The organism is Sphingomonas kyungheensis (genome assembly GCF_037120395.1).
Classification (GTDB): Bacteria; Pseudomonadota; Alphaproteobacteria; order Sphingomonadales; family Sphingomonadaceae; genus Sphingomonas; species Sphingomonas kyungheensis.
In genome coordinates, this window is the sequence record NZ_JBBBDM010000012.1 from 69,759 (window position 1) to 82,251 (window position 12,493).

Genomic DNA, 12,493 nt, shown 5'->3' on the forward strand with positions numbered 1-12,493 from the left:
TGTGCTCCGCCTCATGGGGAACGTACCGGCCCGCTCTTCCGTTACTTTGCCGAATAATGACTGTCGGTTTCACTTGAGGAGTCATTTATGCCCAAACTTGCCCTGTATGTACCACTGAAGGCCAAGCCCGGAAAAGAGCGTGATGTCGCCAATTTCCTGACCTCGGCATTGCCGCTCGTTCAAGCTGAGGCGGGCACTCTGACCTGGTATGCGATCGAGGAAGGTCCCGGTGCGTACGCGATCTTCGATACGTTCGACACAGAGGAGGATCGGCAGGCTCACCTTGACGGCAAGGTTGCCGCCGCACTGATGGACAAGGCAGAAGAACTGTTTTCTGAACCGCCGCAAATTCACAAGTTTACCCTGCTGGCCGCAAAATAGCGGAGCGGTCGGCACCCTAGGGTCAGGACTCGTTGATCACAGCCAGAAGATGACGGTGGCAGCGAGGGCGACGGCGGAAAAGAAGGCCGTGGGGCAGCGATCGTAGCGTGTGGCAACGCGCCGCCAGTCTTTGAGGCGGCCGAACATGATCTCGATGCGGCTTCGACGCCGGTAACGGCGCTTGTCGTATCTGACCGGCTAGTTGCGCGATCGTCGGCCCGGGATGCATGGCTGGATGCCTTTGGCTTGGAGAGCGTCCCTGAACCAATCGGCGTCGTAGCCGCGGTCGCCGAGCAGCCACTGCGCTTTTGGCAGGTCGTCCAGCAGGGCTGCCGCACCGGTGTAGTCGCTAACCTGCCCGGCGGTCATGAAGAAGCTCAAGGGGCGGCCGTTCGCGTCGGCGACGGCATGAAGCTTGGTGTTCATGCCGCCTTTCGTGCGTCCGATCAGGCGGCCGAGATCCCCTTTTTAACCTGTAGGCTCGATGCCGTGCGGTGCGCCTTCAGGTATGTTGCGTCTATCATAACGGTCTTCGGCTCTGCATCGCCCGCAGCCAGCCCCTCCATCATGCGCGTGAACACGCCTCGCTCGCCCCAGCGCTTCCATCGATTGTACAGCGTCTTGTGAGGACCATAGGCGCTGGGCGCATCTCGCCAGCGCAGCCCATTGCGGTTGACGAAGACGATGCCGCTCAACACCCGCCGGTCATCCACCCGAGGCCTGCCGTGGCTCTTGGGAAAAAACGGCCGCAGCCGCTGAATCTGCTCGTCCGTCAGCCCAAAAAGGTCGCTCATCCCGGTCTCCTCGCGGAGCCTGAATCAGATCGCGACGCTCACATCAATGGGTCCTGACCCTAAGACGGGCGCTCCACAGTAGCGGGTCTTGATAGGGTAGGTGCTCTATGGTCCTCGATACTTCTAGAGCCTAAAAGGACTTTGCTCAAAAATGACCCCTGCTTTTTGAAGCACGTTTACTACGGAAAAGAGACCTGCCCACCTTGGTACCCTCAGGGTATACCCAAAAGGCACCGGGATCGGGTCAGCCAAGGAAGCAGTCTGCGGGAGGGGCGGGCAGGGGGGATCGTCAGATGGAGCTTTTGGCCAAGACCTATCGTGGCCATTCTGCCTTTCCCGAAACTCCATGTCCGTAGGGCAATTTCGGGAAAATGGTTTTGGGAACGGATTTTGGGAAAGCGCCGTACTTGAGGTGAAAGGAAACTCACCGGTCGACGCCCGCCAATCTCTCGCCCTTCCTTTACGGGAACGCCGATCAGGCTCTGGTTAGCTCAGTTTTGCGCGTGATAGTCCAATGCTCCAGTCGTTTGTAGACGATCACCTTGTCGCCGATCAGATCTCCATGCCGGCGACAGAAGAGGTCGAGCTGATCGCGATCACCGACCAGTTCAACACAGATCGTCAGATGCGGATCGGCAATTTCCGAGCCGTTCTCCCGGATCGGTTCGTGATTGCTGAAGCCGTAATGGGTATTTTGCGCGACGGCGTTGATGATGCCGTCCGCCTTCGCGGTGCGAATCAGCTCGCGATAGAGCGGCTTTGCCCCCCAGAAGCGACGCGGGCCGATCTTGTCGGACGGCTTCAGATAGATGCGCAGCATCCCGACTTCGCGGTGCTGAACGGTGAAAAGGTCGGGCATGGTAGAGCTTTCGACAGGAAGCGGGATCAGGCGCGCGCGCGCCGGCGAGAAGCGCGGCGCGTGCGGGCATCGCGCAGGGTGGCGTCGGGTGTGAGGTGTGCGGCAGGCACCTTAAGCACGGCGACGCGCTGCGACAGGTAGATGCCGTTGTGGCCTGAGCAGAGATAGGCGACGAAGCACGCGACTGCGATCGGCACCGCATAGGCCGCGCCGAACAGCTCGATCCCCATGAACGTGCAAGCCAGCGGCGTGTTGGCCGCGCCCGCGAACAGCGCGACGAAACCGATCGCCGCGAAAACCCCTGTCGGCACTCCGAACATGGGCGCGAGCGCATTGCCGAGCGCCGCGCCAATGAAGAACAGCGGCGTCACCTCTCCGCCCTTGAAGCCAGCGCTCAGGGTAACGACGGTAAAGAGCAGCTTCAGCGCCCAGCTCCACGGGTGCGTATCGGGGCCGAAAAAGCTGGCAATGGTCAGGTCGCCCGGCGTTGCCGCCAGCGTGCCCAGGCCGAGATAGTCTCGCGTGCCAAATAGCCAGACCAGCGCGATCACGGCGACACCACCGATAGCGGGTCGTAGTGGGCCATAGGGTATCACGCGCTTCAGCCATCCGCCGAGCGCATGGTTGGCCTCTGCAAAGGCCAGCCCGACCAATCCGAATACAACGCCCGCGACGCCGGCTTTGGCGACGAGCAACGCGTCGACCGGCACCATCGCATCGACATGGTAGGCGCCGTGATGAATGCCCCAGGCAAGACAGGTCCAGTCACCCACCAGTGCCGCGACTAGGCACGGTACTAGCGCGCGATACTCGACCCGGCCGATCGCCAGAACCTCCAGTGCAAAGACCGCGCCCGCGATCGGCGTCCCGAAGACCGCGCCGAAGCCCGCCGCGATTCCGGTCATAAGGAGGGTGCGTGTCGCTTCCACATCCAGCTTGAGGGCGCGCCCAAACCCGCTGGAAAGACTGCCGCCCAATTGCACGGCGGTGCCTTCACGCCCCGCCGATCCCCCGAACAGGTGCGTCACGACCGTGCCGAAGAGGATGAGCGGGGCCATGCGCAGCGGCACACCGCCCCCCGGTTCGTGGATTTGCTCGACGATGAGGTTGTTGCCGCCTTCGACCGAACGCCCTGTCAGATGGTAGAGCAGTCCGACCAAGAACCCGCCGATCGGCAGCAGGTAGAGCAGCCAGGGAAAGGCATAGCGAAGCCGGGTTACGGCATCGAGGCTCCACAAGAAGGCCGCGCAGAGCGTTCCCACCGCTGCGGCCATCGGGACCAGAATCAAAGTCCACCGCAGCACCGACATGGCATGGGTGCGGCGCTCGCGAATGAACGCTGCCATGTTGAACTGGTCGTAGAGATTGCGAAACGTCGCGTGCACGATTCCTCCTTGCTGCCTTGCGGCGCCTGGTAGGAATCATCGGCCCTTGCGAGGGCGGTTCGGCCGAATGGCCCGGCGGAAATCCATCGCCGTGCCCGAGCATATGCTGTCCGACGGCGACCTGGTCAACCACGGCAGGGTCACGATGAGACCGTTGTTTTGGTGAAGATAAATAATTGGCTCGCCCATGGAATAAACCCCGACGAGCATCGTCTACGCTTTCGAGACCGATGCGCCGGAGGCTTATGCATAGACGAAACTGGATGCTGGGTCTGACTGCTTTAGCCCTGCTCACCGGCGCAGCCGCGGCCGCCCCTGCCGATGGCTACGCCAGCATGGTGTCTGCCGCGATGGACCGGATGATGGCGGGCATGATGGTCAAGCCGTCCGGCGACGTCGACCGCGACTTCGTCGCGATGATGCTTCCGCACCATCAGGGCGCCATCGATATGGCGGTGGCGGAGCTGCGCTACGGTCATAACGAGCAGCTCAAGCGCATCGCACAGGAGATCATCATCGATCAGCAGCAGGAGATCGCCGCCATGAAGCTGGCGATCGGTCAGCCGCTACCCCCTTCGACGCCAGCCCCGACGCAGGGCGGTGACCACCACAGCCATATGGAGCACTGACATGATCCGGACCATCCTGCGCTCGGCCGCCTTGCTGATAAGCGCCGCACCGGGCATCGCCATGGCCCAGCAGGCGCCGTGGAACGCCAGGGACGTGCCTGTCAGCCACCGCGACCGCGTCTATGCATCCGAACAATTCTCCAACACGGTGTCGGTGACGGACCCGGCCGACAACCGGCTGCTCGGCGTCATCAAGCTTGGCGATCCGCAGCCGATGAATTTTTCACCGCTCTACAAGGGGCAGGTGCTGGTTCACGGACTCGGCTTCTCGCCGGACGGGAAGACCCTCGCGGTCGTGTCGATCGCATCGAACGCCGTGTCGTGGATCGACACCGCCACCAACACCGTCAAGCATACGACTTATGTCGGGCGCAGTCCGCACGAGGCGTTCTTTACACCGAACGGCAAGGAAGTCTGGGTCACCGTCCGCGGCGAGGACTATATCGCCGTGCTCGACCCTACGACGTACAAGGAAACCGGGCGCATCAAGACGCCCGGTGGTCCGGGTATGACGATCTTCTCGCCCGATGGCCGATACGGCTATGTCTGTTCGTCGTTCAATCCGGTGCTGGCCGTGTTCGATGTCGCAACCCACGCGCAGGTCGGACAGGTGGCACAGCCGAGCCCATTCTGTCCCAACATCGCCGCGACGCCGGACGGCAAGCAGGTGTGGTTCACGCTGAAGGACATCGGCAAGACGGTCGCATTCGATGCCAGGCCACCCTTCGCAATCCTCAAGGTGCTGGATACCGGGCCGATCACCAATCACGTCAACTTCGCCCGCACGGTCAGGGGACAGTTCGCGTACGTCACGGTAGGCGGGGAAAACGCGGTGAAGGTGTTCCGCACGTCCGATTTCGCGCCCGTCGCCACCATCCCGGTCGGCAAGATGCCGCACGGCGTCTGGCCATCGGGCGACGGCCGGCGCATCTATGTCGGGCTGGAGAATGCCGATGAACTCGCCGCAATCGACACCACAGGCAACAAGGTGGTCGCCACCGTGCCGGTCGGACAGGCACCGCAGGCGATCGCCTATGTGCCGAACGCTGTCCCGACAGGCCCCGGCACCGACAATCTCCAACCGCTCGGTACGGCCGGCAAGGCGGTGCATCTGACCATGGGGCCGGTTGGCGGCAATGGTGCGGCAAGCAGCATCACCCTCTTCGACCAGGGCATCATCCAGGTCGTGCAAAGTGCCGTTACCGGTTTGCAGCCCAAAAAGCCTTACATGCTCGTGCTGACCGCCAACGCGGACGGCAGCGGTGCGGTAGAGCCGCTTGCGAACTTCATGAGCAACCCGGCAGGTGCGGCGATCGTCAACGCATCGGGGCCGATCCGGCAGATCGTTCAGGGCAGCACCGCGGCGCCCCGGCGCTTTCTGGCTGTCGCGGAGGTGGTGAACGGCGCGCCGGGTCGCATCGTGCAGGTGCAGCGCGACTGAGATGGACCCGCTTGCCGCCGCGATCGAACCCCTGATCCCCGGCCTGCGCCGCTATGCCCGATCGTGGTTGCGCGATCGGGCGATGGCGGATGACGTGGTGCAGGATTGCCTCGAGCGCGCAGTCGGGCGCTGGCGACAGCGACGCGGCGTGGAGGTGCGCCCGTGGGTCTATACGATCCTGCACAACCTGTTGGTCGACCATCAGCGGCAGCATAACCGGCGAGGCACGGCGGTTCCGCTCCACCTCGTGGACGACGCTGCGCTCGGCCGCCCGGCCGATCAGGATACAGGCCTGCACCACCGCGACCTGCTGCACGCGCTTGATGCGTTGCCTGAGGAACAGCGAACGGTGCTGCTCCTCGTCTCGGTTGAGGGGCTGCCCTATGCGGAGGTCGCTGCCGTCGTCGGGGTGCCGCTGGGCACGGTGATGTCGCGCATATCGCGGGGGCGCGACCGTCTGGCGACGCTCCTCCGGGAGGGTGAACGGCCGCGATTGAGGAGCGTGCAATGACCAGCCCGATCGGCGAGGACGATCTGGCCGCGTGGATCGATGGCAGGCTGTCGCCCGAGCGGCAGCGCCTGGTCGACGCTTACCTTGAAGGCCAGCCGGACGTGCATGCCCGTTTGCGGGAGCAGGCGGAGCAGGCGCGAGCCCTTGCATCGCTGTTCGCTCCCATCGCGGATGAACCGATCCCGGCGACGATGCGCGTCGCAGCCATCAGGGGACGGCAACGCCAACCGCGTTGGCAACTCGCCATCGCCGCGTCGCTTCTCGTGGCGGTCGGGTTTGGCGGGGGCTGGTCGAGCGCGCGGTGGAGCGGCGAACCTCGCGCGGGCATCGCGGCGCTGGCCAACGAGGCGAGTGACAATTTCCGTGTCTATGCCGCCGACCGGATACGACCGGCGGAAATCGGCCCCGACCAGCGCGCCATGCTGATCCGGTGGACCTCCGCCCGACTGGGTGAGCGCGTGACCATCCCGGACCTCAGCACAGCCGGTTACCGCTATGGCGGAGGGCGACTGGTCGCGACACCCCACGGCCCTGCGGCGCTGCTCCTCTACGATGGACCACAAGCGTCGAAACTCGCGGTGCTGACGAGGCCCATGCAGATCGACAAGACCGCGAGCATGACCAGTACGTCCAGCGGGACCATGGGCCGGATCACATGGGCGGTCGACGGGATCGGCTACAGTGTGGTGGGCGAGCGCCCCGCGGCCGAGCTGCATCCGATCGCCGATGAAGTCCGGCGCCAGGCAGGTGCCGCGCTGCTGTCCTGATAGCGCCTTGCCGCTTCCCGGCGCCGACAGGCACCGGGCTGTCCAGCGCGATCACGGCTTTCGTTCGGCGTCCTTCCTGTCGGCCTCGGCTGGCGTCAGCCTGGCCCGCTCGCGGATGCGGCGTTCGAGCGGAGCGCCCACGAACAGTACGAGCATCGCAAGGCTCAACCCGCCGATGATGAGCGGCCACACCGCCAACCCTGCTGCCGCGCCGATGGTGGCGGTGACCCAGATGCACGCGGCGGTCGCCAGTCCATGCACTTCCTGACCCTGACCGACCCGCAGCACCGCGCCGGCACCGATGAAGCCGACGCCGGACAGAATGCCCTGCATCGCCCGTCCTGCGGCATCGGCGTTCACGTTCGGCAAGCCACTATGCACGATCGCCTGCACGGCGATGCAGCTCGCCAGACCGACCAGACCCAGTGTCCGCAAGCCCATGATCTGCCGGTTCTCGCGCGAGCGTTCCCAACCAAGTACCATCCCGGCCGCAGTCGCCACCACCAGCCGCCCGATCGCATCGATCCAGAAGCCGATGTCCGATGCCGCTGACGCTTCGATCATTCGACCAGCACGTGCACGTGATGCCAGGCGGTGCACAGATAGCCGGCGAAGTTCCACATCGTGTCCGGCCGTTCGGGCTGTCCCTGTCCAGCCTCGTCGAAGGCGCGCACGACGAGGTGCTGGCGACCCTTGGCGAGCGTGGCGTCGAGGGTCCAGCGTCGCCAACCCCAATGGGTCTCCGGATCATCGGCAAAAGTCGCCTGTTGCCAGTCGCGACCACCGTTTACCGACACCTCGACGCGCGAGATGCGGCGATCATAGGCGATGGCATAACCCTCGATCCGCACCTCCCCGGCCGGCAGGCTTTCGCCAGAGCCGGGCGCACAGATCGCGGCGTTGAGCGGCATGGCATTGATGGTCAGACCCTGGCTCCAGTCGACGGTGTTGCTCGTCACATCGGCAGGAAAGAGCTTGTAGTCGTGTGCCTGGATCGGTGCGTCGGATGGCGTGTCGCGCACCTCGATCCGTGTCAGCCATTTGGCGCTTCGCACCCCGGCATAGCCCGGTATCACCATGCGGAGCGGTGCGCCGTGTTCGGGCGTCAGCGGCTCGCCATTCATCGCCCAGGCAATGAGGACGTCGGGTTGCCGCGCCTTGTCCATGGCGATCGAGACCCCGAACAATGCTTCCTCGCCTTCGACGTCCACCTCGTCCGCGCCGGTGAATGCTACGAACAGGTCGGACGCATCCGGCGCACCGACGGCATCCAGCACGTCGGACAGTCGTACGCCGGTCCACTGCGCATTGCCGATCGCGCCAACGTCCCACGGGTCGCCGGAGGTCTTGGCGACCTGCTGGAGATCCGTGCGCCGGTTGCCGGCGCACTGGAGCACCGCCGTCACCGTGCGTGTGGCAAACGCGTTCTTCAGTTCCTCCACCGATAAGAAGCGGCTCGCCATGCCCCTCCCGCTCACCTCGATCCGATGATCAGCGGGCAGGTCGGGCACCGCCCCGTGGCTGCGCACGTAGAACAGCGCCTGCGGCGTCAGGAACCGCTCGATCAACGCACTTGGCATTGGCTCGGCGTTGTAGGGATCGGAACTGCGCTCGATCATATCGGTCATGGACGATCAAACGCGCCGCATGCGCGTATTGCTTCACGTCTTGGAGACCATCACAGACGAAAGGCTGCCGATCATTCCGATATCCAGATTGGAATAAACAGATCAAACGGTTGGTCGTATCGATCAGATTGCGCGATATAAGCTGCATGACCCTGGAGCAGCTCAGAATCTTCGTCGGTGTCGCCGAGCGCGAACACGTCACCAAGGCAGCGGAAGCGCTGAATGTCACGCAGTCTGCTGCCTCCGGCGCGGTCGCGGCCCTCGAAGCGCGCTACGGGATACCTCTGTTTCACCGTGTCGGGCGTGGCATCCAGCTGACCGAAGCAGGCCGCGGCTTTCTGGAGGAAGCGCGCGCGGTGCTGGGGCGGGCAGCGCATGCCGAGACGATGCTGGCGGACTATGCCGGGCTTGCCCGTGGTTCGTTGCGGATCGTCGCAAGCCAGACGATCGCGAGCTACTGGTTGCCGGCAAAGCTCGCCGCCTTCCACGAACGCCACCCGCAGATCGCGGTCGAACTGGCGATCGACAACACCGAAGGTGCGGCAGCGCAGGTCCTGAGCGGCGCGGCGGAGCTCGGTTTCGTGGAGGGCGAGGTGGACGAACCGGCGCTCGCCCACTGGAATGTCGGGCGTGACCCGATGGTGCTGGTCGGCCGCGAGGACGCCGGGCGCGTCGACGAGGACTGGCTTCGCGCTGCACGCTGGATCGTCCGCGAGCAGGGTTCGGGCACGCGCTCGACCTTCGAGGACGTACTGCGAACGCGCGGGTTTGATCCGGCCCAGCTGACCGTCGCGATGACGCTGCCGTCCAACGAGGCCGTGCGTACCGCGGTCGAGGCTGGTGCCGGCGTTGCCGTCTTGTCGCGATTGGTCGTCGCACGCGCGCTCAAGGCCGGTGATCTGGTCGAGCTGCCGCTCGGGCTGCCCGACCGCGCCTTCCACGCGCTGCGCCACAAGGAACGCTATCGCACCCGCGCGGCCGACGCGCTGACGGACCTTATCAAGGAGCAGGTCGCATGACTGCCGACACGCACTCCGTTCTAAGCGGCTTCAAGCCGCTCAGCCGGCTCGATCACCCCCGCGAGATGATCCGCCAGTTCACGCCCAACTGGTTCGCCGCGACGATGGGCACGGGCATCCTCGCGCTCGCGCTGCCGCAGGTGCCCGGCATCGGCCCCTCGCTAAAGCCGGTTGGCGAGGTGTTGTGGTTCTTCAACATCGCGCTCTTCGCGCTGTTCGCCGGTCTCTATGGCGCGCGCTGGACCATGTTCGGGCACGAGGCGAGGCGCATCTTCGGGCACAACACCGTGTCGATGTTTATCGGGACCATCCCAATGGGATTGGCGACAATCATTAACGGTTGCCTCGCCTTCGGCATCGCGCGGTTCGGGGATGGCATTGTGCCGGTCGCACACGTCCTGTGGTGGATCGACGTCGCCATGTCGCTCGCCTGCGGCGTGCTGATCCCCTACCTGATGTTTACCCGCCACGAGCACAGCCTGGACGGCATGACCGCCGTATGGCTGCTGCCGGTCGTCGCTGCCGAAGTGGCGGGCGCCAGCGGCGGGCTGCTCGCGCCGCATCTAACCGATCCCCACGCGCAGATAGTGACGCTCGCGACCTCCTATGTGCTGTGGGCCTATTCGGTGCCGGTCGCGTTTGGCATCCTCGCCATCCTCATCCTGCGCATGGCACTCCACAAGTTGCCGCATGAAAGCATGGCGGCATCTTCCTGGCTGGCGCTGGGGCCGATCGGCACGGGTGCTCTGGGCATGCTGGTGCTCGGCGCGGATGCGCCGGCGATCCTCACCGCGCACGGGCTAGCCGGCGTCGGCACCGTCGCGCAGGGGATCGGCGTTGTCGCCGGGCTCTGCCTTTGGGGTTTCGGCCTGTGGTGGCTGGCGCTCGCGACGCTTATCACCATCCGCTACTGGCGCGCGGGCGTGCCGTTCAACCTCGGCTGGTGGGGCTACACCTTCCCGCTCGGCGTCTACACCGTCGCCACCTTCCGCCTCGGCACGACGCTGAACCTTATGTTTTTCGGTATCGTCGGCACGGTGCTGACGGTTGCGCTCGCGGCGATGTGGCTGCTGGTCGGTGCCAAGACGCTAGCCGGTGCATGGCGGGGCAACCTGTTCGTCTCGCCCTGCATCGCCACCCCGAACTGATCCGCCATGATGATCGGATCAGCCGGTCCGATCACTTGCAGAATGCCCCTTTGATCCGCCAGCGTGACTGGCCACAGGAGAGCCTTGTCATGGACAATTTCGACGCCGGGCTGGCGAGTGAGACCAGCCGTCGCCGCTTCCTCAGCCATGCCGCGCTCGGCACCGCCGGCCTTGCCGCCGCGCCGGCACTGGCGCAGCAGCTCGTCGACCTGAAGCTGCCCGGCGGCAATGCCGAGCGGCCGATGACCAGCGCCTTTCCCGGCAAGGGCAGCATGATCCTCCAGCGCGTCCATCCACCCTTGCTGGAGACGCCGATGGAGGTCTTCGACAAGTCGGTGTTCACGCCCAACGACCAGTTCTTCGTCCGCTGGCACTGGGCCGACATACCGACCTCGATCGACGTCGAAAGTTTCCGCCTCAACGTCTTCGGCCACGTCAATCGGCCGCTGTCGATCAGCCTCGCTCAGCTGCTGCGCCTTCCACGGGTCGAGATGGCGGCGGTGAACCAGTGCTCGGGCAACAGCCGCGGGCTGTTCCAGCCGCGCGTCGCCGGCGCGCAATGGGGCAATGGCGCGATGGGCAACGCCAAGTGGCTCGGCGTTCGCCTGCGCGACGTGCTCGACCTCGCCGGGGTCAAGGCAGGCGCGGTGCAGGTGCGCTTCGGCGCTCTCGATCAGCCGGTCGTGGCGGGCGCTCCTGACTTCGAGAAGGCACTCGACATCGACCATGCCCGCGACGGCGAGGTCATGATCGCCTTCGGCATGAACGGCGAGCAACTGCCGCTCCTCAACGGCTTTCCCTGCCGGCTGATCGTGCCGGGCTGGTACTCGACCTATTGGGTCAAGATGCTGAACGCGATCGAGGTACTGCCCGGCCCTGACGACCAGTATTGGATGGCCAAGGCCTACAAGATCCCCGCGACACCCGGCGCGAATGTCGCGCCCGGTGCCAAGGACTTCCCGACCGTACCGATCAATCGCATGATCCCGCGTAGCTGGATGACCAGCCTGCCCGATGGTCAGGCGATCGCCTATGAAGCGTCGATCCCGGTCGGCGGCATCGCAATGGGCGGCGATTGCGGCGTCGCCAAGGTCGATGTGTCGTCGGACGGTGGCCGCACCTGGTACAGGACGACGCTCGGAGCGGACGAGGGCAGGTACAGCTTCCGGCGCTGGGACGGGCGGGTGCCGCTGAGACGCGGGCCTAACCCCATCATGGTGCGCTGCTGGAACACCAACGGTGTCGCTCAGCCGATGAAGCCGATCTGGAATCCCGGCGGGTTCATGCGCGGCAACATTGAAACCACCACCATCATCGCGGCCTGAGGAGCGAGCAAATCATGAAGACTCCGTCTCCCGGCATGATGGCTGCTGGCCTGATCGGCCTGACCGGCATCATCCTCGTCTCGATCGGCGCGCCGAGCAGCCGCAAGGCGCCCGTTCCGATCTCCGAGATGTCTGAGCCGGCACCGGCCGCCAGCGTGTCAGCGCGCGGCTTCTCGCTTGCCTCGACCAGCGTCGACCTGCCGGCCGACGACGCGACCTACCCCGACGGTCCGCACGCCGACGTCATCAATGCCAATTGCACCTCGTGCCACTCAGCCAGCATGGCGCTGACCCAGCCTGCGCTATCGGCGGATCAGTGGAAGGCGACCGTCACCAAGATGCGTGAGGTGTATAAGGCGCCAGTGGCCGAGAAGGACGTCGATGCGATCGTTGCTTATCTCACCGCTATGCCGAGCCAGAAGGTGGCACCCGCGACCGGCAAGGCGCAGGACCCGGACCCCAAAGTGGCTCCTGATGTCTCAGGTGGAACCGGCTAACCGATCTACTTCCATAATCCCGAAATACCATCCAGACCGTCCGAAAACTCGCCTGTGATTATGGTCTGGACGTTCACCGGCCGAGAGGTGTCTGAAGGGGGCGGGCTTT

General features: G+C 64.9%; 13 protein-coding genes, 1 pseudogene and 1 riboswitch. Of the genes and pseudogenes, 9 read left to right on the plus strand and 5 right to left on the minus strand.

Annotated features, from left to right (window positions below; genetic code table 11):
* The first annotated feature begins 87 nt into the window (after positions 1–87).
* On the plus strand, positions 88–381 hold the full coding sequence (locus tag V8201_RS16650) for a putative quinol monooxygenase (protein WP_037093999.1): 294 nt from the start codon (positions 88–90) through the stop codon (positions 379–381).
* A 36-nt stretch (positions 382–417) separates the two neighbouring features.
* On the opposite strand, the pseudogene V8201_RS16655 reads toward V8201_RS16650, so the two are convergent.
* The 3 genes and pseudogenes from V8201_RS16655 to V8201_RS16665 all read right to left on the minus strand — a co-directional run bounded on the left by V8201_RS16655 (position 418) and on the right by V8201_RS16665 (position 3,419).
* Positions 418–1,175, minus strand: a pseudogene (locus V8201_RS16655) (IS5 family transposase).
* A gap of 475 nt (positions 1,176–1,650) precedes the next feature.
* The gene (locus V8201_RS16660) at positions 1,651–2,034 is read right to left on the minus strand and encodes a DUF190 domain-containing protein (RefSeq protein ID WP_271300947.1); all 384 of its coding nucleotides are present in this window, start codon (positions 2,032–2,034) and stop codon (positions 1,651–1,653) included.
* A gap of 26 nt (positions 2,035–2,060) precedes the next feature.
* The gene (locus V8201_RS16665) at positions 2,061–3,419 is read right to left on the minus strand and encodes a voltage-gated chloride channel family protein (protein WP_271300946.1); all 1,359 of its coding nucleotides are present in this window, start codon (positions 3,417–3,419) and stop codon (positions 2,061–2,063) included.
* 23 nt (positions 3,420–3,442) lie between these two features.
* Positions 3,443–3,519: riboswitch (Fluoride riboswitch) on the minus strand.
* Positions 3,520–3,682: 163 nt separating this feature from the next.
* Here V8201_RS16665 and V8201_RS16670 point away from each other — a divergent pair.
* The 4 genes from V8201_RS16670 to V8201_RS16685 are packed head-to-tail and all read left to right on the plus strand — an operon-like array spanning position 3,683 to position 6,767.
* Complete coding sequence (locus V8201_RS16670) at positions 3,683–4,048, plus strand: DUF305 domain-containing protein (RefSeq protein ID WP_078462353.1); 366 nt, start codon at positions 3,683–3,685, stop codon at positions 4,046–4,048.
* Position 4,049: 1 nt separating this feature from the next.
* Positions 4,050–5,489: a YncE family protein gene (locus tag V8201_RS16675; RefSeq protein ID WP_063690139.1), complete on the plus strand. Its 1,440-nt coding sequence runs from the start codon at positions 4,050–4,052 to the stop codon at positions 5,487–5,489.
* A gap of 1 nt (position 5,490) precedes the next feature.
* Positions 5,491–6,000, plus strand: coding sequence for an RNA polymerase sigma factor (locus tag V8201_RS16680; protein WP_188658595.1), 510 nt, complete (start codon positions 5,491–5,493; stop codon positions 5,998–6,000).
* Positions 5,997–6,767, plus strand: a complete 771-nt coding sequence (locus tag V8201_RS16685; protein WP_336545987.1) for an anti-sigma factor family protein — start codon at positions 5,997–5,999, stop codon at positions 6,765–6,767. The genes V8201_RS16680 and V8201_RS16685 overlap by 4 nt, the downstream gene beginning before the upstream one ends.
* A gap of 51 nt (positions 6,768–6,818) precedes the next feature.
* On the opposite strand, the gene V8201_RS16690 is transcribed toward V8201_RS16685, so the two are convergent.
* Both V8201_RS16690 and V8201_RS16695 read right to left on the minus strand, forming a co-directional pair.
* Entirely contained in the window at positions 6,819–7,331 is a 513-nt protein-coding gene (locus V8201_RS16690) for an MgtC/SapB family protein (protein ID WP_063690133.1), read from the minus strand.
* Positions 7,328–8,395: a molybdopterin-dependent oxidoreductase gene (locus tag V8201_RS16695; protein WP_336545988.1), complete on the minus strand. Its 1,068-nt coding sequence runs from the start codon at positions 8,393–8,395 to the stop codon at positions 7,328–7,330. Before V8201_RS16695 ends, V8201_RS16690 begins: the two co-directional genes overlap by 4 nt.
* A gap of 146 nt (positions 8,396–8,541) precedes the next feature.
* Here V8201_RS16695 and V8201_RS16700 point away from each other — a divergent pair, with 146 nt between their 5' ends.
* The 4 genes from V8201_RS16700 to V8201_RS16715 all read left to right on the plus strand — a co-directional run bounded on the left by V8201_RS16700 (position 8,542) and on the right by V8201_RS16715 (position 12,384).
* Positions 8,542–9,414 (plus strand): LysR family transcriptional regulator, encoded by an 873-nt coding sequence (locus V8201_RS16700; RefSeq protein WP_063690128.1) that lies wholly within the window; start codon positions 8,542–8,544, stop codon positions 9,412–9,414.
* The gene (locus V8201_RS16705) at positions 9,411–10,562 is read left to right on the plus strand and encodes a TDT family transporter (RefSeq protein WP_063690126.1); all 1,152 of its coding nucleotides are present in this window, start codon (positions 9,411–9,413) and stop codon (positions 10,560–10,562) included. The genes V8201_RS16700 and V8201_RS16705 overlap by 4 nt, the downstream gene beginning before the upstream one ends.
* An 89-nt stretch (positions 10,563–10,651) precedes the next feature.
* Positions 10,652–11,887 carry a molybdopterin-dependent oxidoreductase gene (locus V8201_RS16710; RefSeq protein WP_007406293.1) on the plus strand — a complete coding sequence of 412 codons (1,236 nt, stop codon included), beginning with the start codon at positions 10,652–10,654 and terminating at the stop codon, positions 11,885–11,887.
* Between the two features lie 38 nt (positions 11,888–11,925).
* Positions 11,926–12,384 carry a c-type cytochrome gene (locus V8201_RS16715; RefSeq protein WP_271300945.1) on the plus strand — a complete coding sequence of 153 codons (459 nt, stop codon included), beginning with the start codon at positions 11,926–11,928 and terminating at the stop codon, positions 12,382–12,384.
* Positions 12,385–12,493: the final 109 nt, after the last annotated feature.